At 61.4% G+C, this 19584-nt stretch carries 21 protein-coding genes; 12 read left to right on the forward strand and 9 right to left on the reverse strand.

Annotated elements, in window-relative coordinates; genetic code table 11:
- Positions 1-47 precede the first annotated feature (47 nt).
- The 5 genes from HWX07_RS22895 (at position 48) to HWX07_RS22910 (ending at position 4012) form a co-directional block, all read left to right on the forward strand.
- The gene (locus HWX07_RS22895) at positions 48-296 is read left to right on the forward strand and encodes a DUF2795 domain-containing protein (protein WP_006477421.1); all 249 of its coding nucleotides are present in this window, start codon (positions 48-50) and stop codon (positions 294-296) included.
- 111 nt (positions 297-407) lie between these two features.
- Positions 408-1766 carry a sensor domain-containing diguanylate cyclase gene (locus HWX07_RS22900; protein WP_175877775.1) on the forward strand — a complete coding sequence of 453 codons (1359 nt, stop codon included), beginning with the start codon at positions 408-410 and terminating at the stop codon, positions 1764-1766.
- Positions 1767-1915: 149 nt separating this feature from the next.
- Positions 1916-2041 (forward strand): hypothetical protein, encoded by a 126-nt coding sequence (locus HWX07_RS37190; protein WP_260525822.1) that lies wholly within the window; start codon positions 1916-1918, stop codon positions 2039-2041.
- Between the two features lie 370 nt (positions 2042-2411).
- Positions 2412-2813: a hypothetical protein gene (locus HWX07_RS22905; RefSeq protein ID WP_175877776.1), complete on the forward strand. Its 402-nt coding sequence runs from the start codon at positions 2412-2414 to the stop codon at positions 2811-2813.
- A complete protein-coding gene (locus tag HWX07_RS22910) occupies positions 2810-4012 on the forward strand; it encodes a hypothetical protein (protein ID WP_175877777.1) in 1203 nt (400 codons plus the stop codon). Before HWX07_RS22905 ends, HWX07_RS22910 begins: the two co-directional genes overlap by 4 nt.
- A 5-nt stretch (positions 4013-4017) precedes the next feature.
- Here HWX07_RS22910 and HWX07_RS22915 read toward each other — a convergent pair whose 3' ends face one another.
- A complete protein-coding gene (locus HWX07_RS22915) occupies positions 4018-4566 on the reverse strand; it encodes a GNAT family N-acetyltransferase (RefSeq protein WP_175877778.1) in 549 nt (182 codons plus the stop codon).
- Positions 4567-5243: 677 nt separating this feature from the next.
- On the opposite strand from HWX07_RS22915, the gene HWX07_RS37005 reads away from it, so the two are divergent.
- Positions 5244-5513: a hypothetical protein gene (locus HWX07_RS37005; RefSeq protein ID WP_244130019.1), complete on the forward strand. Its 270-nt coding sequence runs from the start codon at positions 5244-5246 to the stop codon at positions 5511-5513.
- 289 nt (positions 5514-5802) lie between these two features.
- The gene (locus HWX07_RS22930) at positions 5803-6252 is read left to right on the forward strand and encodes a hypothetical protein (protein WP_175877779.1); all 450 of its coding nucleotides are present in this window, start codon (positions 5803-5805) and stop codon (positions 6250-6252) included.
- Here HWX07_RS22930 and HWX07_RS22935 read toward each other — a convergent pair.
- The 4 genes from HWX07_RS22935 to mnmE all read right to left on the reverse strand — a co-directional run bounded on the left by HWX07_RS22935 (position 6192) and on the right by mnmE (position 9895).
- The gene (locus HWX07_RS22935; RefSeq protein ID WP_175877780.1) at positions 6192-6920 is read right to left on the reverse strand and encodes a hypothetical protein; all 729 of its coding nucleotides are present in this window, start codon (positions 6918-6920) and stop codon (positions 6192-6194) included. The genes HWX07_RS22930 and HWX07_RS22935 overlap by 61 nt on opposite strands.
- A 59-nt stretch (positions 6921-6979) precedes the next feature.
- Positions 6980-7780 (reverse strand): HNH endonuclease, encoded by an 801-nt coding sequence (locus HWX07_RS22940; RefSeq protein WP_175877781.1) that lies wholly within the window; start codon positions 7778-7780, stop codon positions 6980-6982.
- A 410-nt stretch (positions 7781-8190) separates the two neighbouring features.
- Positions 8191-8418, reverse strand: a complete 228-nt coding sequence (locus HWX07_RS22945; protein ID WP_244130020.1) for a hypothetical protein — start codon at positions 8416-8418, stop codon at positions 8191-8193.
- Between the two features lie 82 nt (positions 8419-8500).
- Positions 8501-9895, reverse strand: coding sequence for a tRNA uridine-5-carboxymethylaminomethyl(34) synthesis GTPase MnmE (gene mnmE, locus HWX07_RS22950; RefSeq protein ID WP_175877782.1), 1395 nt, complete (start codon positions 9893-9895; stop codon positions 8501-8503).
- A 346-nt stretch (positions 9896-10241) separates the two neighbouring features.
- Here mnmE and HWX07_RS22955 point away from each other — a divergent pair, with 346 nt between their 5' ends.
- Entirely contained in the window at positions 10242-10676 is a 435-nt protein-coding gene (locus HWX07_RS22955) for a transcriptional regulator (RefSeq protein WP_006489946.1), read from the forward strand.
- Between the two features lie 113 nt (positions 10677-10789).
- Here HWX07_RS22955 and yidC read toward each other — a convergent pair whose 3' ends face one another.
- The 4 genes from yidC to rpmH all read right to left on the reverse strand — a co-directional run bounded on the left by yidC (position 10790) and on the right by rpmH (position 13411).
- Complete coding sequence (gene yidC, locus HWX07_RS22960) at positions 10790-12448, reverse strand: membrane protein insertase YidC (RefSeq protein ID WP_175877783.1); 1659 nt, start codon at positions 12446-12448, stop codon at positions 10790-10792.
- Positions 12449-12456: 8 nt separating this feature from the next.
- Positions 12457-12723, reverse strand: a complete 267-nt coding sequence (gene yidD / locus HWX07_RS22965; protein ID WP_011546514.1) for a membrane protein insertion efficiency factor YidD — start codon at positions 12721-12723, stop codon at positions 12457-12459.
- Between the two features lie 76 nt (positions 12724-12799).
- A complete protein-coding gene (gene rnpA / locus HWX07_RS22970) occupies positions 12800-13261 on the reverse strand; it encodes a ribonuclease P protein component (protein ID WP_006489941.1) in 462 nt (153 codons plus the stop codon).
- A gap of 15 nt (positions 13262-13276) precedes the next feature.
- Entirely contained in the window at positions 13277-13411 is a 135-nt protein-coding gene (gene rpmH, locus HWX07_RS22975; protein ID WP_004198824.1) for a 50S ribosomal protein L34, read from the reverse strand.
- Positions 13412-13832: 421 nt separating this feature from the next.
- Between rpmH and dnaA the strand changes: the two genes are divergently transcribed.
- From dnaA to HWX07_RS37195, 4 genes are all read left to right on the forward strand, one after another.
- Complete coding sequence (gene dnaA / locus HWX07_RS22980; RefSeq protein ID WP_012327525.1) at positions 13833-15410, forward strand: chromosomal replication initiator protein DnaA; 1578 nt, start codon at positions 13833-13835, stop codon at positions 15408-15410.
- Between the two features lie 170 nt (positions 15411-15580).
- The gene (gene dnaN / locus HWX07_RS22985; RefSeq protein WP_006490996.1) at positions 15581-16687 is read left to right on the forward strand and encodes a DNA polymerase III subunit beta; all 1107 of its coding nucleotides are present in this window, start codon (positions 15581-15583) and stop codon (positions 16685-16687) included.
- A gap of 191 nt (positions 16688-16878) precedes the next feature.
- Complete coding sequence (gyrB, locus tag HWX07_RS22990) at positions 16879-19353, forward strand: DNA topoisomerase (ATP-hydrolyzing) subunit B (protein WP_175877784.1); 2475 nt, start codon at positions 16879-16881, stop codon at positions 19351-19353.
- 50 nt (positions 19354-19403) lie between these two features.
- The gene (locus tag HWX07_RS37195; RefSeq protein WP_279612776.1) at positions 19404-19526 is read left to right on the forward strand and encodes a hypothetical protein; all 123 of its coding nucleotides are present in this window, start codon (positions 19404-19406) and stop codon (positions 19524-19526) included.
- The last annotated feature ends 58 nt before the right edge of the window (positions 19527-19584 follow it).

The following is a 19584-nucleotide window of genomic DNA, read 5'->3' on the forward strand; positions in this document are numbered from 1 at the left end:
CCCCTTGCGCTTCGATCCGATTCCCGCCCAACCCGCGAGACGCCGACGTGAACGACAAGCCCACCACTCCTCCGCACGATATCCCGAACGAAACGATCGACCTGCAGATCGCCGATGTGCTGGCGGCCGTCCGCTATCCGGCGAACAAGGATGCGATCGTCGATGCCGCGCGCGACGCCGGCGCCAGCAACGAAGTCCTGTCGATGCTCGACGGCCTGCCCGAACAGGACTACGCGGACGTCGACGCCGTCACGCACTGGGTCGCCGGCAACTTCGGCCCGGGGCTCGGCATTTGAGCGCCGACCAATAACGCGATAGGATCGGGCCGCACCGGTCGCGCCGCGATCGGCAGGCGTGCCGCCCGGCGCAAGATCGGGCGTTCGAGCACGCGTGTCCGGGGGGACTCCATGGAAGGCATCCTGATCCAGCACACGACGCAACGTCAGCTGTGGTTCGGCGCGCTGACGGCGCTCGTCATCCTGCTCACGCTCGGGATCGCCGCGCCGCACGCGAACGTCGCGCTGCCGGCCGTCGAGCCGTTCATGCCGATGTGCGCGCTCACCGTATTCACGACCGCGAGCATCGCCGCGTTCTTCCTCGGCGCGCAGTTCACCGTCACGCGCCAGCCCGTGCTCGGGGCGCTCGGCGGCGCCTATGCGTTCACTGCGCTCGCCGTCGCGCTGCAGCTGCTCACCTTCCCCGGCGTGTTCGCCCCGCACGGCCTGCTCGGCGCGCGCCCGCAAAGCGCCGCGTGGATGTGGGTCTTCTGGCATGCCGGCTTTCCGTGCTTCGTGATGGCCGCGCTGGTCGCACGCGAACGGCTGACGCGCGCCCCGGTCGGCGCGAAAGAGACGCGCCGCTGGACCGTCGCGCTCGTCGGCGGCCCGGCCATCGCGGCGGCGCTCCTGTGTGCGCTCGCGCTGAACGTGTCGCTGCCGCCGGCATTCCACCCGCCCCGCGACGCGGCCGTGCTGCCCGTCAACGGCATCGCGCTCGTCGTGTGGATCCTCAACGTGCTCGCGCTCGTGGCCGTGCTGGTCACGGGCCGGCTGCGCACGACGCTCGACCTGTGGCTAGCGATCGCGGTGCTCGCCTGCCTAACCGATACGACGCTGAACCTGCTGTCGACCAATCGCTTCACGGTCGGCTGGTATGTCGCGCGCGTGTTCAGCATGTTCACGCCCGGCGTGCTCGTGTGCGTGCTCGCGTGGGAAGTGACGATGCTGTATCAGCAGTTGTTCGAGGCGCACGCGACGCTGATCCGCTCTTCCGCGCGCGACGGACTCACCGGCGCGTTCAATCGCAGCCACTTCAACGATCATTTCCACACGCTGTTCCTGCAGGCGCGGCGGCAGGGCGAACCGCTGTCGCTGCTGATGGTCGACGTCGATCACTTCAAGGCGTACAACGACGCGTTCGGTCACGTGAAGGGCGATGCGTGCCTGATCGCCGTCGCGAATGCACTGGCCGGCGCGGTGCGGCGGCCGGCCGACATCGTCGCGCGTTACGGCGGCGAGGAATTCGCGATCGTGCTGCCGAACACCGGCGCGCGCGGTGCGCGGGTGGTGGCTGACGAAGTGCGCGAAGCCGTGCTGCGGCTCGACCTCGCGATGCCCGACTCGCCGGCCGGGCGCGTGAGCGTCAGCGTCGGCTGCGCGACCGTGTCGGCCGACGATCTGTCGACCCCCGACGCGTTGATCGAAGCTGCCGATGCCGCGCTGTATCGCGCGAAGGATGCGGGGCGAAACCGAGTCGTCGTCGCTTGAAACGTCTGCTGTTTGGCGAATTGTTACGGTCATTGTGACCGGAATAATCCGCCGTTACGGATTGCGGCGCGGGGATACGATCGCTTACAGCCTGGGCCGGGGCCGCTCGCTATGCTGGGTTTCATATTGAACCCGAGCAGGTGAACGCGATGAAGAAGGCCCTTTTGCTGATTGCCGGCGTCGCCGTGTTGTTGAGCGGCTGTATCGTGGTGCCTGATGGTGGCGGGTACTACGGGGATGGCGGGTATTACCACCATCATCGTCATTGGGATTGAGGTCTTTCGCCCGAGCAGTGCATTGTCATGCCGGATGTTCGAATTCGTTTCGGCATCCGGCCATGACGCCGCATGAGTGCCCATGCCGTTCGTACTCGACGACACGCCGCAGGCAACGGCAACGTACGGCTCAGTGTCCGCTCACTTCGATACAGAAGCTAGCAAATACGGCCATACCCTTACGCAGAAAGGACATAGCGAATAGAATCATATTTTGTGTACCATAAAAACTGATCTACATCGCACCTCGTCGTACCCCCCGCCTTTTCCCCAGCAAGTGGATCGACGGCATAATTTGCCCCAGATCGACCACTCGACCATGAATGCTTGCCTTCGTCGCTTCCGATAGCCGCAAGCTCCCCTTCCTTTCATGCAAACAACTCTAGACGGATTCGACTCTGCTGCGGCAGTCGTTGTGACGGTAACGCCAACCCTAGTCGGGAAATTGTTGTCGGGAGACAAGCTCGTCGAGTTTCGCAAGGTCTGGCCCAAGGCAAGAGTCCGGACTATCTGGTTTTGCGAGAAAGGAAGCCAGGGCCGCATTGCATTGCGGGCCGCCGTCAAGGAAGTTTTAACAATCCAAGCGGAGGAGGCCTGGGGTCAGTTCGGCGGTGTCTCAGGCGTCAACGAATCAGATTTTTTCAAGTACATCGACCGGAAACGGGACGTTCATTGCCTGATTCTGCAGGCAATCGAGATAGTTCATGATACATTCGTGCAAGATTTGGGGGTGATGCGCCCCCCACAAAACTATGCATATGTAGACCAATGAACTATCCATTTTCGGGGATCGTCGTCAGATATCTTCGGCATCAAGCTGCAGCGGAGATGCACACGGTCGAGCGGCCGATGCCTCCGCAAGATCAGTTGCATGTGAATCTCTGGGATATCGCGGACAAAGCCTATCTCGATATTGGGTTGATGATAAGTGAACCTGAGTCCATTAGTGAAATCTGGATAGATGTGCCATGGCGCGTCGAACCTCGGCAAGTTGTCGACCTTGGTCCAGGACTCGATGGAGACAAGATCCTTACTGCGATCTTCAATGAGGTTGCGTCATATTCCGGGGTCTCAGGACAACATTACGCAGTAGTCACGCTTGGCTCACATCCCAATCAAGACATCCCTTTCCTACTTGTTCGCTTGGATCAATCGAGAATTGTTTTCTCACAGATAGCGATCGACACTCATAGCGAGGTTACTCGCTTACAGATCCGTTGGCCGGCATTGAATTTTTCCGATCCAACACATGAAGGTCTTCGTCGATATATCCGCATAAGATTGACGCACGTCCATATGGATGCATTCTTTTCAACATTTCGGGCAAAAGATAGAAATCTTTTAAGCTCAAGCCCGATCACTCGGCTATTGGATTTTCGAGTAAATGTGCGTCGCGGCGTCCCCGACCAAGTTTTACTTGGCGAGCCGGCGCTGGAGTTTCCCAGTCTGAAGAAGGTTCACGTCTTCGCGATCGTACCGCGAGAAACAGAACTTCCCTTTCAAGGAGAAGGATACAAAGGTTGCCGGTCACTGGAGGACGAAGAAATCTGGAACGGTTACATTAATCTCCCACATCGTAGTCACGCAATGCATGGGGAGTCCGTCAAGGATTACCTTGGGTACCAGTGGACCGCGTCCAGCAAGGACGAGGACCCAGCTAAAGCCCTTGTGGCCTTAGGTAGATTTGTTCATGTCACTTCGTCGCGCTGGACCAACGCGCGATTTCTAGTTGTGGTGATGCTGCTAGGAACTCTTGGAAGTGCGATTTGGGACGAGGTAAAAGCCGTCTTTAATACTGCCCCGAAAGATCAAAGTTGGAAGCAGCTGCCGATTTTGGCAATTGTACCCCTAGGTGTATTGCTCATTCTTCTCATTACGGATCGAGCAACGGCAAGAGCATTTGCCAAGTTTATCAAGCAAATATGGACGAGTCGCACAGAGGCGATCTCGTCCTGGTGGCGTGCACTTTAATCCGGCTATTGACTGAGACCAGTGCCCGAGTTTGATTCAATGGCTCGCGCCACGCGAGCCTCGTCATTTGGGACAAGCAAAACTCCGTTAAAGGCATACTCGGTTCGTCCGGGCCGATAAATCCCTTTATGGGAAGCACCAAGTTCAAAGCCAAAATGATCAAAGAGGCGCTGGAAGACAGGAAGTCTCTCTTCCGCCACACTCAGTAAAGGCGCAGAAGTACCAAGCTGCTCAAAAGACTTTTCGAAGAGACGAACACCAAGTCCGTGACGATCCTCAAAGCCGGGGAGCACGCGAAGGCAGCACAGCTTTTTCTCCTCGTCAGCGTCCTTCAGAATCGCCAATGCAGCAAGTTGCCCTTGACGGTATTCGATCAAAATCGAGCGCTCACCAGTCTGCAGGCCTGGAACAACCCGCTCTACCAACCATTTATCGAACGCAGGATAAAAATCACGCAGATCTTGCACGCGAGCGCATACCTCGGACAACATCCCCGAAGTTTGTTCCGGTTCGCGGGCCAAGCTGACCGCGTCGATAACTTTGCTCACGTTCATCGTCATCCCCTCAGGAGGCGAAAGGTAAATGTAATTATTTTGATGATCGACATCACTGATCGTCAGGCGTTCCCTGCTCGACGTGCCCGCCCTATTTCCTTTTGCAGCGCGTCGCGGACAGGCTTCATATCCAGTACGAACGCAAATGCTCGCTGCCCGGACGACAAGTCTTCTAAGCGACCGCCATCGCGGAAATAGACATTATATCCGTCGGTTACGAAGTAGCGACACGACTCAATGCCTGTCGCAAACGCCCCGCGCTCTCGGTACGCGACCAAGCTCCTACGCAGCCCCAGCACCGAAACACCCTGCTTCAACAACTGCGAAAGCACTCGAAGCAACAGCACATCGCGATACGTGAACGCTCGACGCCTTCCGCGGCCGCGCTCATCGCTAGCGCTTGGTACAACAACATCATAGCGACATAGATAGTTGACCATGCTGAGGGTGAGTCCGGACAGCCGCGCGGCTTGCGCGGCTGAGAATGAATCAACGAGCGGACGTTGTGCATTCTTTCGCATGATTGAGAGTCTAGCTCTAAACTGCTAATTTTAAAAGAAAAAGTAGCGTCGCCGCGCCCCGCTCACTGAGGGCGAGCACGGAAAACCCCAGATGGCGCCGCCTGAAAAGGAACGCGGGGCGTACGATGTGTCCAGCCACCCTCGATGAGTTGCGCCATGAACATCTACCTCGACAACAACACCTTGGCCAACTTGGTCCAGGCTGGCATCGACCCTGTTGCGGCGTTGGCGGACAGCGAGTTCACGCTAGCGGTAACGCCGGACCTCGCCACTGAGTACCAGCAAGGCATCCAGAGCGACAACACAACAGCGGCTGAGAAGGAACTGTGCCGGCGGCTTCTCGCCGCTGCGACGGAGCGCGGCATCTTCGGCTTTGCCGGTGATGGGTCAAGCAATGGCTACTCAGGCTTCGATCACGGCTACTGAGCAGATGAAGGCACGGTGCAGACGCTGCGATCAATCAAAATGACCGAGCGGCCCGGCAAAGCGATCCCGAGGAACCGCACGGACGCGTTCTTGGTCGCACTATCGGAAGGTGCTGTCGTAATCACCAACAACTTGAACGACAGCCACTTCAAGCGCGCTCGGGCAGCAGGACAGCACGTCTATTCCTGGCCGGAAGTCTCCGGCGCTGTCGAAGCCCCCTCCGAGACAGCTCGAAGACTGTCTACCCTTCTCGTGCTCTCGTCCCAGCTCCCTAGCCAAACAAACTCCGATGATTCAGATCACCCTCGATTCAAACATCTATGACCGCCTAGAGCAGGATGCGGAGAGCGTCGAGTTGTTGCGCAACCTGATAGCTCAACAGGCAGTCGAGGTTCTGATGCCGCGTCAAGTAGCTGAAGAGCTATATAAGCGCCAGGCTGGCCTCCCCGATCTATTCCCTGTCAAAGCCATCGGCCACGCTGTCGCACGCCCAGGCGTGATGTGTGCCGGCGACTACTTGGGCTCCGGTGAAGTCTATGACGCTCACCGCGGCACATCCAATAGCGAAGCCGATGCCTTTATCGTTGATGTTGCGACTACGGCCGCCGATTGGTTCATCTCCGAGGACCGTCGCAGTCTACGGCGCTTTCCGACAGGGAAGCGCTGCATCTCTATGCGTTACGGTGACTTCTGCAAAAAACTTCGCGAACTCGTCGAGGAAGACGATCCTTCGCGTTGACGATTCTGCTGGAGCCTTGCGTTCGCCGTGCAGATTGCCTCGCCGAGCCATGTATAGAACTGCTCGAACGTAGTCAGGATAATTGCGAGATGCACCTCCACCGGAGGAATAGCTCTCGGGGGCGTTCCAAACACTACGCGATGCGCGTGTTCATGCTCGCCGAAAGAGCCTAGCACCCCACTCCAGTTTGGATGCGTGAACTCACAAAGCGACTCGTAAACTGCCATCAAACCCGGAACACCGATGCGCCGTTCCGTCTCATCGATCGCCTTCAACACATGAACTGCGGTGGGAGCCTCGTCCTGCATGTTCCTGGCGCCCACAACCGCTTTTGCTATCCGGTCGAACAGGATCTTCTCGTCTCCGGTGGCTTCAAATTTCTCAAAGACGCTTCGGAGGTACCCGAGTATCGACATCGTCTCTAACATCGAGCGTGCGATGATGGCGGCACTTAGCGAACGTGAGGCGTCATGGAGCGCAAAGGCATCATCCGCAAGCGCCACGATTCGATGCAATAACGCCTCTCGGACTACCAAGGCGTAAAACAACGACTTGAACATGATGCCCTGCTGCGCGGCATCGACTGATGAGGGCAACGACGCCCTCAATCGAGACGCCACTTCCTTTGCCTCTTGCAAAGCGGCGTCCACCTCGGCCCGATTCGTCATTCTGCCACCTCGTCAGGCCTCGGTTCCATGTTTCCCCAACCTGTTTGCACGTCTCGTACTCAATCCAATTTTCCATAGTGCATTTTTCGATGGCAGTTCGGACACAAGGCAATAGCGTTCTCAACCGTGTCCTCACCGCCGTCGGCCAGTCGCACTCGATGATGCACCTCTAGGTATGGACTGCCATCACTTTTCCTCGGGAAAGGTGCGGGCTTTCCGCATTCTTGACATTGTCCTTGCGCTATATCCAATACTTCCGCAACCACGTCCGGATTCCGAAGATAGGCATACGTGGAAATAGTAATCCTTTCAGGTAGCTTGGGCGCGACTTTTAGCCGTTTCTGTCGTGCGGCTTGCGAATCGTAACTTGACCTTCTTACCGCTTCATCAAAATCAACCTGAAGAGCGACAAGGTCGACTTCCGGCCTCGCCGCTCTCTCCTTAAATATGGCGATGAGATTATCCGCCTCGAACGCATTTGCAACCGGTAAGCGGGTTCTGATTGGATGGAAGAGGCGAGCCTCCTCCTCGCTGATGCCGTCCCTGACATCGGAGATCACGTATTCCCACCGGACGCCGCGCTCGTGCTGATGTGTCGATACCGATCCAAGCGGCGCACTAACATGCAGCCGGTACGTACTATCTCCCAGCACGCGTCCGGCTCCAACGTAGCCATAGCCACTTGCATAAGCAAGAACTCGGTCGCCCTCGTCCATCGCTCGCAATTGTTTCTCGCCCTCATCATCGGGCTCGCCATCAAAACCTGTCGTGATTACGCCGCGCCGAACATTCTCGGCCCACCATTCGTTGACATCTCCACCATTTTCGAGATTCCCGATATTGAAGCGATGGTACTTCATGTCACGCAACCCCCAAGGTAAAGAAACGTATAGTTCCGATATCGGCCTTCGAGTATGGATCTTGATCTCCTCGGGTCATAAAACCAGCACATTTCTACTTCGCTTCATATTGCAGCGGGTCCGACAGATACTGGTGCATCTGGTCATTTCGCCACACCGTACACCGCGGAGATAGTTGAATCGGCTGCGGTGCACGCCCGGTCAAGCAGAGCTTGCGCCACGTCTCACGGCATACACCCACGAACGGTGCGATTTGCCTCCAGCGCGAGTGGCCCACCTCGGGCAGCGTGTCGACGTGCTTATGCATGGCGCACCTCCGCACCTGCCAGCGCATCACGCCCATAAACCCGCTCCACCACGTCCCGCGCCCATCCCCACGACAAAGCCATGTCGACACGTCGGCGGCCGCCTCACAGTGCGATACGCCGGCTGCCTTCTACCGCTCCAGGTGTTCGGTCGCATATGCGTACCGGAGGCTGTGCGGGCACGCGCTCATCGGTCATGCCGACTTTGCGCACGACATAGTGATAGCGCTCCATCGCCCGTTTCAAATCTGGCTTGCGCACCGGCTTCCCGCCGTACTCGTTCGACAGTCCGATCGCACGCTCCACCAGCTCGGCGGCGCGCTTCCGATCCAACGGCAACTAGGCGACTAGTCCTAGCGAATACGAGGTTTTCAGAGGGATGGCTAGACGACCTTGGACAATCTTGGGCGACTGGTTATTTCCCGATACAAAACCTGCTGAAAATCACCCCCAGCAGATCATCCGACGTGAACTCCCCGGTAATCGCATTGAGCTGTTCCTGCGCGAGCCGCAGCTCTTCGGCAAACAGGTCAAGCGACTGCGCACGCTGCTCCGCGTGATCCGCCGCCTGCGCGAGATGTTCCTGCGCGGCCCGCAGCGCGATCAGATGCCGCTCGCGCGCCAGATACACCCCCTCGCCCCCCGCCTGCCACCCCGCAATCCGCAGCAACTCCGCGCGCAACATGTCGATCCCGTCGCCGCGCTTCGCCGACAGGTGCACCTCGGTCAGATCGCCTTCCGCCGCCGGATGCTCGACGCACGCCGGCACGCCGGTCAGATCCGTCTTGTTCAGCACGCGCACCACCGGCACACCGGCCGGAAACCGCGCGGCGATCGTCTCGTCGTCCGGCGTCATCCCCGTACGCGAATCGAGCAGATGCAGCACGACGTCCGCGCGCTCGATCTCGCTCCACGTGCGCGCGATGCCGATCCGCTCGACTTCATCCTCCGTCTCGCGCAGCCCGGCCGTATCGATGATGTGCAGCGGAATCCCCTCGACCTGGATCGTCTGCGCGACCTTGTCGCGCGTCGTGCCGGCGATCGGCGTGACGATCGCCAGCTCGGCGCCCGCCAGCGCATTCAGCAGCGACGACTTGCCGACGTTCGGCTGCCCCGCGAGCACGACCGACAGCCCTTCGCGCAACAGCGCACCCTGTCGCGCATCGCCGAGCACGTGCGCGAGTTGCGCGCGGATCTTCGCGAGCTTGCCGCGCGCGTCGGCCGCTTCGAGGAAGTCGATTTCCTCCTCCGGAAAATCGAGCGTCGCCTCCACCAGCATCCGCAGCGTGATCACGTCGTCGACGAGCGCATGGATCTGCCGCGAGAACGCGCCGTCGAGCGAACGCCCGGCCGAGCGCGCCGCCGCCTCGGTGCTCGCCTCGATCAGGTCGGCGACGGCCTCGGCCTGCGCGAGGTCGAGCTTGTCGTTCAGGAACGCGCGCCGCGTGAACTCGCCCGGCTCCGCCAGCCGTAGCCCGAAGCCGCGCCCCGCATCCAGGCAGCGCTGCAGCAGCAGCTGCATCACGATCGGCCCGCCATGCCCCTGCAACTCGAGCACGTGCTCGCCGGTGTACGAATGCGGCGCCGGGAAATACAGCGCGATCCCGCGGTCGAGCGGCGCGCCGTGCGCGTCGAGGAACGGCACGTAGCTCGCATGCCGCGGCGCGAGCTTTTGCCCGCACAACGCGTCGATCAGCGGCAGCGCGGCCGCCTCGCCGCCGCGCCCGAACGACACGCGGACGACCCCGATGCCGCCCCGGCCGGCAGCAGTGGCAATGGCGACGATCGGATCGGAATCGGTAGCGAGCATGGGAATCGGAAGAATCAGAGAAATCGGGTAATCAGCGAGTCGGTGGTGCGCCCGCGCAACAGTTCGGGCATCGGAACGCCGGCATTGTAGCGTGCCGGCTCAGATGCCACCGGCTGCGGCGCCCGATTCGGACTTGCCCGAATTTATCCCGCCGGGGATAAGCCGAGTATCAGTCCAGCGGGATGAGCCACCCGCCATTTCGGACAAGTATGTTTGCTGGAGCGGCTCGACACTGCGTCCCTCAATTTCATTGACCATCCTGACCAAGGTCGGGATTCGTCCGAATGAGATACGTTTATCTCTTATGGTTGTCTGAGACGCGGCAATGGAATTGCACAATCTCCCCATGCCGACATCCGAAGAAAAAGCCGCGTTCTCGGAACGCCTGAAATTCGCCCTGCGGCGCAGCCCGGAGAAGGTCACCGGCGCGACGGAGCTGGCGAACCGATTCAATCTGCGTCACCGCGGAACGCACCCCGTTTCGCCTCAAACCGCGCACAAATGGCTGACGGGCCGCACGATCCCGACGTCGGACAAACTCGAAACGCTCGCCGAATGGTTGCGCGTCGAAGTGCACTGGCTGCATTACGGGCCGTCGCCGAGCGTGATCGAACATCCGACGCCGCAACCGCTGCCGCGCGACGAACGCTACCCGCCCACGCCCGAGACGATCGAACTCGCATCGAAGATCGAGGCCTTGTCGCCGCATCAGCGCTACCTCGTGCAGGAACTGGTCGAGCAGTTCTACGGCGATCCGAAACTCGAAGCGAAGAAGGCCTGAGCGGCAACCGTCGCAATCACCGTCGCCGGGAAACAAAAAGCCGCATGGTCACGAACCATGCGGCTTTTTTGCGCGCATCGCGGGCGGCTGGCCACCCGCGAATGCAACGAACGTCAGGCCGGCTTCTTCTTGACGCCGCCGAGCTTGCGCGTGATGTAGTACTGCTGCGCGATCGACAGCACGTTGTTCACCACGTAGTACAGCACGAGACCTGCCGGGAAGAAGAAGAACATCACCGAGAACGCGATCGGCATGAACTTCATCATCTTCGCCTGGACCGGGTCCGGCGGCGTCGGGTTCAGGCTCGTCTGCACGAACATCGACACGGCCATCAGCACCGGCAGGATGAAGAACGGATCGCGCTGCGACAGGTCGTGAATCCACAGAATCCACGGCGCGCCGCGCATTTCGACCGATGCGAGCAGCACCCAGTACAGCGAGATGAACACCGGGATCTGGATCACGACCGGCAGGCAGCCGCCGAACGGATTGACCTTCTCGGTCTTGTACAGCTCCATCAGCGCGGCGTTCATCTTCTGCGGATCGCTCTTGAAGCGTTCGCGCAGCGCCTGCATGCGCGGCGTGATTTCCTTCATGCGCGCCATCGACTTGTAGCTCGCGGCCGACAGCGGGAAGAACACGGCCTTGATCAGCACCGTCAGCAGCACGATCGCCCAGCCCCAGTTGCCGACATAGCTGTGGATCTTCTCGAGCAGCCAGAACAGCGGCTTCGCGATGATCGTCACCCAGCCGTAGTCCTTCACGAGTTCCAGGCCCGGCGCGATGCCTTCGAGCATGCGCTCTTCTTCCGGACCGGCGAACAGGCGCGCCTGCACGTCGGCCGACTGGCCCGGCGCGATCGCGGCGACCGGCTGCTTCACGCCGACGCGGTACAGCGTCGGATCGATCTTTTCAGCGTAGATGTCGCGCTTCGCGCCCTGCTGCGGAATCCAGGCCGACGCGAAGTAGTGCTGCACCATCGCGACCCAGCCGTTGTCGGCGGAGTTCACGTAGTCGGCCTTGTTCTTGTCGAGGTCGCTGAAGTTGATCTTCTGGAAGTGCTTCGCGTCCGTGTAGACCGCCGGCCCGAGGAACGTGTGCGAGAACATCGGCGTTTCGACGGCCGTGTTGTCGCGCACCAGTTCCATGTAGACCGTCGGCGTGACCGGGGCCGTGCCGACGTTGTCGATCTTGGTGTCGACGCCGATCACGTAGCTGCCGCGCGTGAACGTGTAGGTCTTCACGACCTTCACCCCGCCCTTCACCGGCGATTCGAACGACAGCTTCAGCGTGTTCTGGTCGCCCGTCAGCGACGTCGAGCCGGGATTCAGCTGCGTGTAGACGTCGTTGTGGTTCGGGAAATCGCCGCCGAGCAGGCCCGTGCGTGCGAGATACGTGTGGCCGGCCGTGTGGTCGAACAGCGTGATGTACAGGTCGGGCTGCTTGCCGTCGCCCTGCTTCTTCAGCGTCAGCTTCGCGAGCGTGCCGCCGCGCGTGTCGATTTCGCCGTCGTACACGTCGGTCGAGAACTTCACGAGCTGCGCCTGCGCGGCCGGGGCCGTCGTCGACGGTGCGGCGCCGGCTGCAGCGGCAGGCACGTCACCTGCGGTCGTCGCGCCCGTGCCCGATGCGCCGCCGGCAGCGGCCGGGGCCGTGTGCGTGGCGCTCGGGAAGAACATCGACGGGCGTCCATGGTCCCGCTGCCAGTTGTCGTACAGCATGACAGCTGACATGAAGAAGATCACCCATAGGACGGTGCGTTTGATATCCATGCGTTGTCTCAGAGTCGATGGGACCGCGCGTCGGCTTCGCCGCGAGCGCGAGTGTCGGAGTTGGGCGGCGGGACGAGGTCGACGCCGCCCGCGGAAAACGGGTGGCATCGGCACACGCGCCTGACGGCGAGATACGTGCCGCGCGCGGCGCCATGATACTGGATTGCCTCGCGCGCGTAATCCGAACAGGAAGGATAAAAACGGCAACGGTTGCCGAGCATCGGGCTCACGGCAACCTTGTAGAAGCGCAGCAAGGCGATCAATACCGTTTTCATACCTTGGGCGGCGCCGTTCGACGCCGCGTCAAAACCGGCCGGGCGGGCGCGAACGCCGCACCGGGGCACGGATGCGTCACTCGGACGCGGGCTTCGACGCCCGGCGCGCGATTTCCCGGACTGCCCTGTCGAGCAGTTCGCGGATCTCGGCCGCGCACATCGCCGCGAGCGGGGCGGAAGCCGCGCTCGGCAGCGCTTTCTTGTCGAAGCGCGTGTGCTGCCGCAGCAGCAGGTCGTAACCTGCGAATTCGGCGCGGCGCAGGCGAAACTGATCGCGCGCCAGCCGCTTCACGAGGTTACGTGTTACTGCACGCGGCGCATACTTCTTGCCGATGACGAGCCCCAGGCGTGCGGGCTGACCGGTCGGCTTGCCGTAGATCACGAAGTGCGCGGAGCGCCGCCAGGGGCGCAAACGAAAAACGGATGAAAATTCATCCGTTTTCAGAAGTCGCGCAGCTTTCGGGAAGGCGGCTTTCGTCTGCGACGGATTCGCACCCGGCTCGACGGCACCTTCCGCAGGACTGCGGACGGCGGACACAGCGCGCAACCTGCCTTAGATGGCGAGGCGCTTGCGGCCCTTCGCGCGGCGAGCGTTGATGACCTTGCGGCCACCTGCCGTCTTCATGCGGACACGGAAGCCATGGGTGCGCTTGCGGCGCGTCACGGACGGTTGGTAAGTACGTTTCATGATGTTCTCACTTGTTCGAGAATGTCGAAATTCAGGGGACCGCGTGCCCTTAACCGGAGGCATTCGGGCGAACGCAATCGCCGGGAATACAGGATTGGTTTTCGCGGAACCCGCTATTTAAACCGTTTTTCCGTTGACGGTCAATACTTTACGACTCGCTCGCCTGTGCCGGGCCGCGCCGATCCGGCCCCGCGACCCACACGACCGGCCTGTGGATAAGTCCCGCTGTGGCCGCGTTTGGCGTTAGAATCTCGCCTTATCTCCAAGAATCCCGCACGCCGCTTCGGCTCGCGCCTGCCCCTCCAAGACTGTGACGCAGGCGTCCGAGGCACGCTCGCACGACCGCTTCGGGCCTTGTTGCGCGACTGCGACAAGGGCGCCGGCGAGCCGCGCTGTGCACGCAAAAAACGACAGTTACTTGATGAACGATTTCTGGCAACACTGTTCCGCACTGCTGGAGCGCGAGCTGACGCCCCAGCAGTACGTGACGTGGATCAAACCCTTGGCCCCGGTGGCCTTCGATGCGTCGGCGAACACGCTGTCCATCGCCGCGCCGAACCGCTTCAAGCTGGACTGGGTCAAGAGCCAGTTTTCGGGCCGGATCTCCGATCTGGCCCGAGAATTCTGGAACACGCCGATCGAAGTCCAGTTCGTCCTCGATCCGAAGGCCGGCATGCGCAGCGCCGCCGCAGGCGCCGCACCGGCCGCGCCACGTGCGCCGCTGACCCCGAACGGCCCGGCCGCGACGGTCGCCGCGATCGCCGCCAACCTGACCGCGAATGCCGCCGCCGCGCCCAGCGCGCCGGCCGACGTGCCGATGACGCCGTCGGCGGCCGCCGCCCACCACCTGAACGCCGACGACGCCGACATCGACCTGCCGAGCCTGCCCGCGCACGAAGCCGCGGCCGGCCGCCGCACGTGGCGTCCGGGCCCGGGCGCCGCGCCCGCGAACGGCGGCGAAGCCGATTCGATGTACGAACGTTCGAAGCTGAACCCGGTGCTCACGTTCGACAACTTCGTGACCGGCAAGGCGAACCAGCTCGCGCGCGCCGCCGCGATACAGGTCGCGGACAACCCCGGCATCTCGTACAACCCGCTGTTCCTGTACGGCGGCGTCGGCCTCGGCAAGACCCACCTGATCCACGCGATCGGCAACCAGCTGCTGCTCGACAAGGCCGGCGCGCGCATCCGCTACATCCACGCCGAGCAATACGTGTCGGACGTGGTGAAGGCGTACCAGCGCAAGGCGTTCGACGACTTCAAGCGCTACTACCATTCGCTCGACCTGCTGCTGATCGACGATATCCAGTTCTTCTCCGGCAAGTCGCGCACGCAAGAGGAATTCTTCTACGCGTTCGAGGCGCTCGTCGCGAACAAGGCGCAGGTGATCATCACCAGCGACACGTATCCGAAGGAAATCTCCGGCATCGACGATCGCCTGATCTCGCGCTTCGACTCGGGCCTCACCGTCGCGATCGAACCGCCCGAGCTGGAAATGCGCGTCGCGATCCTGATGCGCAAGGCGCAGTCGGAAGGCGTGAACCTGTCGGAAGACGTCGCGTTCTTCGTCGCGAAGCACCTGCGCTCGAACGTGCGCGAACTCGAAGGCGCGCTGCGCAAGATCCTCGCGTATTCGAAGTTCCACGGCCGCGAGATCTCGATCGAGCTGACCAAGGAAGCGCTGAAGGACCTGCTGACCGTGCAGAACCGGCAGATTTCGGTCGAGAACATCCAGAAGACCGTCGCCGACTTCTACAACATCAAGGTCGCGGACATGTACTCGAAGAAGCGTCCCGCGAACATCGCGCGGCCGCGGCAGATTGCGATGTACCTGGCGAAGGAACTCACGCAGAAGAGCCTGCCGGAAATCGGCGAGCTGTTCGGCGGGCGCGATCACACCACCGTGCTGCACGCGGTGCGCAAGATCGCCGACGAGCGCAGCAAGGACGCGCAGCTCAACCACGAGCTGCACGTGCTGGAACAGACGCTGAAGGGCTGAGCGCGCGCACCGCGCTTGATAATTCGGCCTCCGCCCCAATTTAAGGGGGGCGGTTCGGTTTTGAGGCACAATACTGGTTTGACCGCCCCGGTGGTGGCGGGCCAAGAGCCCGGCCGGCGGGGCGCTGCGTGGCTGCTGCGCTGCAGGCCGTTACTCAACGAAGGAACTCTATGCAACTGGTCAAGACCGAACGAGACACCCTCCTCAGGCCGCTGCAAACGGTCAGCGGCATCGTCGAACGCCGCCATACGTTGCCGATCCTCGCCAACCTGCTGATCACCAAGAACGGCCCGGACGTTTCATTCCTGTCGACCGACCTGGAGCTGCAGATCACCACGCGCGCCGATTTCGGCGTCGGCGGCGACCAGATCGCGACCACCGTCGCGGCCCGCAAGCTGCTCGACATCCTGCGCGCGATGCCTGACGGCCAGGTCACGCTGTCGCTCGCCGACAAGCGCCTCACCGTTCAATCGGGCAAGAGCCGCTTCGCCCTGCAGACGCTGGCGGCCGACGAGTTCCCGACCGTCGCGCAGGCGAAGGATTTCGGCGCCACGCTCACCGTCCCGCAGAAGTCGTTCCGCCAGTTGCTCGGCATGGTGCACTTCGCGATGGCGCAGCAGGACATCCGCTACTACCTGAACGGCATGCTGCTCGTCGTCGACGGCGACCAGCTGATGGCCGTGGCCACCGACGGCCACCGCCTCGCGTTCTCGTCGATGAAGCTCGAAGGCGGCACGTTCGGCCGCCAGGAAGTCATCGTGCCGCGCAAGACGATTCTCGAGCTGCAGCGCCTGCTCGAAGACATCGACGACACCGTCACCATCGACATCGCGCAAACCCAGGCCAAGTTCACGTTCGGCCAGGTCGAGCTCGTGTCGAAACTCGTCGAGGGCAAGTTCCCCGACTTCCAGCGCGTGATCCCGAAGGCGCACAAGAACACGTTCGAGATCGGCCGTGAAGAACTGCAGCGCTCGCTGCAACGCGCGGCGATCCTGACCTCGGACAAGTTCAAGGGCGTGCGCTGCATCATCGCGCCGGGCCAGCTGAAGATCATGTCGACCAACGCCGATCAGGAAGAGGCGCAGGAAGAACTCGAAATCGCCTACCAGGGCGATACCGTCGACATCGGCTTCAACGTCACGTATCTGCTCGACGTGCTCGCGAACCTGAAGGTCGACACCGTGCAGGTGAGCCTCGGCGACGCCAGCTCGAGCGCGCTGATCACCGTGCCCGAGAACGACGAGTTCAAGTATGTCGTGATGCCGATGCGCATCTGACGCGCTCGACATCGCGACACACACCAGGGGGCGGCAAGCCCCTTTGGCGTTTTTATGGCGAACCGACAACCCGCCCTTTTAGTGCCTTTTCGGCACTTGGGGCGGGCCAGGAAACTGGAGCGGCCCGGCGATTTCTCGCTGAAACGCACCGCGCCGCCACGAGAGTGGCCCCGCAGAACCGGAAGATATCCATGAGTGAACAGCACAATTCGCAACCCGATAACAGCAGCTACGGCGCCTCGTCGATCCAGATCCTCGAAGGTCTGGAAGCGGTGCGCAAGCGCCCCGGGATGTACATCGGCGACACGTCGGACGGCACCGGTCTGCACCACCTCGTGTTCGAGGTGCTCGACAACTCGATCGACGAAGCGTTGGCCGGGTACTGCAACGACATCCACGTGACGATTCACGCCGACAACTCGATTTCCGTGACCGACAACGGCCGCGGGATTCCGACCGACGTGAAGATGAACGACAAGCACGAGCCGAAGCGCAGCGCCGCCGAGATCGTGATGACCGAGCTGCACGCCGGCGGCAAGTTCGACCAGAACAGCTACAAGGTGTCGGGCGGCCTGCACGGCGTGGGCGTGTCGTGCGTGAACGCGCTGTCGAGCTGGCTCCGCCTCACCGTGCGCCGCGACGGCAAGAAGCGGTTCATGGAGTTCCACCGCGGCGTCGCCCAGGATCGCGTGCTCGAGGTCGTGGACGGCGTGGAAGTGTCGCCGATGCTCGTGACCGGCGACACAGAAAACCGCGGCACCGAAGTGCACTTCATGGCCGATCCGACCATTTTCGGCACGGTCGAGTATCACTACGACATCCTCGCGAAGCGGATGCGTGAGCTTTCGTTCCTGAACAACGGCGTGCGGATTCGCCTGACCGATCTGCGCTCGGGCAAGGAAGACGATTTCGCGTTCGCCGGCGGCGTGAAGGGCTTCGTCGAGTACATCAACAAGACGAAGACCAACCTGCACCCGACGGTGTTCTTCGCCACGGGCGAGAAGGACGGCGTGGGCGTCGAAGTCGCGATGCAGTGGAACGACAGCTACAACGAAAACGTGCTGTGCTTCACGAACAACATCCCGCAGCGCGACGGCGGCACGCACCTGACCGGCCTGCGGGCCGCGATGACGCGCGTCATCAACAAGTACATCACCGACAACGAAATCGCGAAGAAGGCGAAGGTCGAGACGACCGGCGACGACATGCGCGAAGGGCTGTCCTGCGTGCTGTCCGTGAAGGTGCCGGAGCCGAAGTTCAGCTCGCAGACGAAGGACAAGCTGGTTTCTTCCGAGGTTCGTGCGCCGGTTGAGGAAGTCGTGGCGAAGGCGCTGGAAGAGTTCCTGCTCGAAACGCCGATCGACGCGAAGATCATCTGCGGGAAGATCGTCGAAGCTGCGCGTGCGCGTGATGCGGCGCGGAAGGCGCGTGAGATGACGCGCCGCAAGGGCGTGCTCGACGGCGTTGGCCTGCCGGGCAAGCTCGCGGACTGCCAGGAGAAAGACCCGGCGAAGTGTGAAATCTACATCGTCGAGGGTGACTCGGCAGGTGGGTCGGCGAAGCAAGGGCGTGATCGCAAGTTCCAGGCGATTCTGCCGCTGCGCGGCAAGGTGCTGAACGTCGAGAAGGCACGCTACGACAAGCTGCTGTCGTCGGAGCAGATCGTCACGCTCGTGACCGCGCTTGGGTGCGGGATCGGCAAGGAAGACTACAACCTCGACAAGCTCCGCTATCACCGCATCATCATCATGACCGACGCGGACGTCGACGGTGCGCACATCCGGACGCTGCTGCTCACGTTCCTGTATCGCCAAATGCCGGACATGATCGAGCGCGGGTACGTGTATATCGCGCAGCCGCCGCTTTACAAGATCAAGGCGGGCAAGGACGAGCGGTATCTGAAGGATGACGTGGAGCTCAACGCGCATATGCTGCGGTTGGCGCTGCAAGGGTCGGAGCTGGTGCCGGGTGAGAATGCTGCGGCGATTTCGGGTGATGCGCTCGGGGAGCTGGCGCGGTCGTATCTGCTGTCGCAGAGCGTGATCGATCGGTTGAGCCGGTTGTATGACCCGGCCGCGCTGGAAGCCGTCATGGATGGCGTGGTGATCGATCTCTCCAATGAGGAGTCGACCGAGGCTTCGGCTAAGGCTCTGCACGCTGCGTTGCATGATGAAGCGCTGAAGAACGAAGTGCGTGTGGTGCCTTCGTATGATGCGGTTCGCGAACAGCGGGCGCTGCATGTCGAGCGTACGCATCACGGCAACGTGCGGGTCTCGGTCATCGACCAGGAATTCCAGCACACGGCGGATTATCAGCAGCTCGTCACCACTGCGAATACGTTCAAGGGGCTTATTGGGGAAGGTGCGGTCATCAAGCGCGGTGAGCGCAGCATGGCCGTGGCGGACTTCAAGAGCGCGATGAAGTGGCTACTGGCGGATGCGGAGCGGAACGTCTCCAAACAACGCTATAAGGGGCTCGGCGAGATGAACCCCGAGCAGCTGTGGGAAACGACGATGGATCCGGCAGTGCGGCGTCTGCTGCGTGTGCAGATCGAGGATGCGATTGCTGCGGATGGGATCTTTACTACCCTCATGGGGGATGATGTCGAGCCGCGGCGGGCGTTTATCGAGTCGAATGCGTTGCGGGCGGGGAATATTGACGTTTGATTTCAAACTACTGTCGAATGTCACGATAAGTGAAAAATTCGACACTAAAGATGAAAACTGAAGACGTATTTGATGGAAATTTTCGAGGAAAATTGGGTGCGGATCATGCGCCTTTCCTGGTGAAAATTTTCGAGAGCAAGGGCGAACCGCTCAGCTTTACAGTACGAAGTTGATGGGGTTGCCCCGTCTGCTCTCCGACAAACGTTCCAGCTCGTTGCATTTGAGATAGGA

It is taken from the genome of Burkholderia sp. BCC0097 (assembly GCF_902832985.1).
In the GTDB taxonomy this organism is placed as follows: domain Bacteria; phylum Pseudomonadota; class Gammaproteobacteria; order Burkholderiales; family Burkholderiaceae; genus Burkholderia; species Burkholderia orbicola.

Coding starts and splice junctions, on each gene's coding strand:
- mnmE (WP_175877782.1), bottom strand. CDS start 9,895: ATGCTCGCTACCGATTCCGATCCGATCGTCGCCATTGCCACTGCTGCC.
- HWX07_RS22955 (WP_006489946.1), top strand. CDS start 10,242: ATGCCGACATCCGAAGAAAAAGCCGCGTTCTCGGAACGCCTGAAATTC.
- HWX07_RS22900 (WP_175877775.1), top strand. CDS start 408: ATGGAAGGCATCCTGATCCAGCACACGACGCAACGTCAGCTGTGGTTC.
- yidD (WP_011546514.1), bottom strand. CDS start 12,723: ATGAAAACGGTATTGATCGCCTTGCTGCGCTTCTACAAGGTTGCCGTG.
- rpmH (WP_004198824.1), bottom strand. CDS start 13,411: ATGAAACGTACTTACCAACCGTCCGTGACGCGCCGCAAGCGCACCCAT.
- dnaN (WP_006490996.1), top strand. CDS start 15,581: ATGCAACTGGTCAAGACCGAACGAGACACCCTCCTCAGGCCGCTGCAA.
- HWX07_RS37190 (WP_260525822.1), top strand. CDS start 1,916: ATGAAGAAGGCCCTTTTGCTGATTGCCGGCGTCGCCGTGTTGTTGAGC.
- HWX07_RS37195 (WP_279612776.1), top strand. CDS start 19,404: ATGAAAACTGAAGACGTATTTGATGGAAATTTTCGAGGAAAATTGGGT.
- HWX07_RS22940 (WP_175877781.1), bottom strand. CDS start 7,780: ATGAAGTACCATCGCTTCAATATCGGGAATCTCGAAAATGGTGGAGAT.
- yidC (WP_175877783.1), bottom strand. CDS start 12,448: ATGGATATCAAACGCACCGTCCTATGGGTGATCTTCTTCATGTCAGCT.
- HWX07_RS22905 (WP_175877776.1), top strand. CDS start 2,412: ATGCAAACAACTCTAGACGGATTCGACTCTGCTGCGGCAGTCGTTGTG.
- gyrB (WP_175877784.1), top strand. CDS start 16,879: ATGAGTGAACAGCACAATTCGCAACCCGATAACAGCAGCTACGGCGCC.
- dnaA (WP_012327525.1), top strand. CDS start 13,833: ATGAACGATTTCTGGCAACACTGTTCCGCACTGCTGGAGCGCGAGCTG.
- HWX07_RS22910 (WP_175877777.1), top strand. CDS start 2,810: ATGAACTATCCATTTTCGGGGATCGTCGTCAGATATCTTCGGCATCAA.
- HWX07_RS22930 (WP_175877779.1), top strand. CDS start 5,803: ATGATTCAGATCACCCTCGATTCAAACATCTATGACCGCCTAGAGCAG.
- HWX07_RS22915 (WP_175877778.1), bottom strand. CDS start 4,566: ATGAACGTGAGCAAAGTTATCGACGCGGTCAGCTTGGCCCGCGAACCG.
- HWX07_RS37005 (WP_244130019.1), top strand. CDS start 5,244: ATGAACATCTACCTCGACAACAACACCTTGGCCAACTTGGTCCAGGCT.
- HWX07_RS22935 (WP_175877780.1), bottom strand. CDS start 6,920: ATGACGAATCGGGCCGAGGTGGACGCCGCTTTGCAAGAGGCAAAGGAA.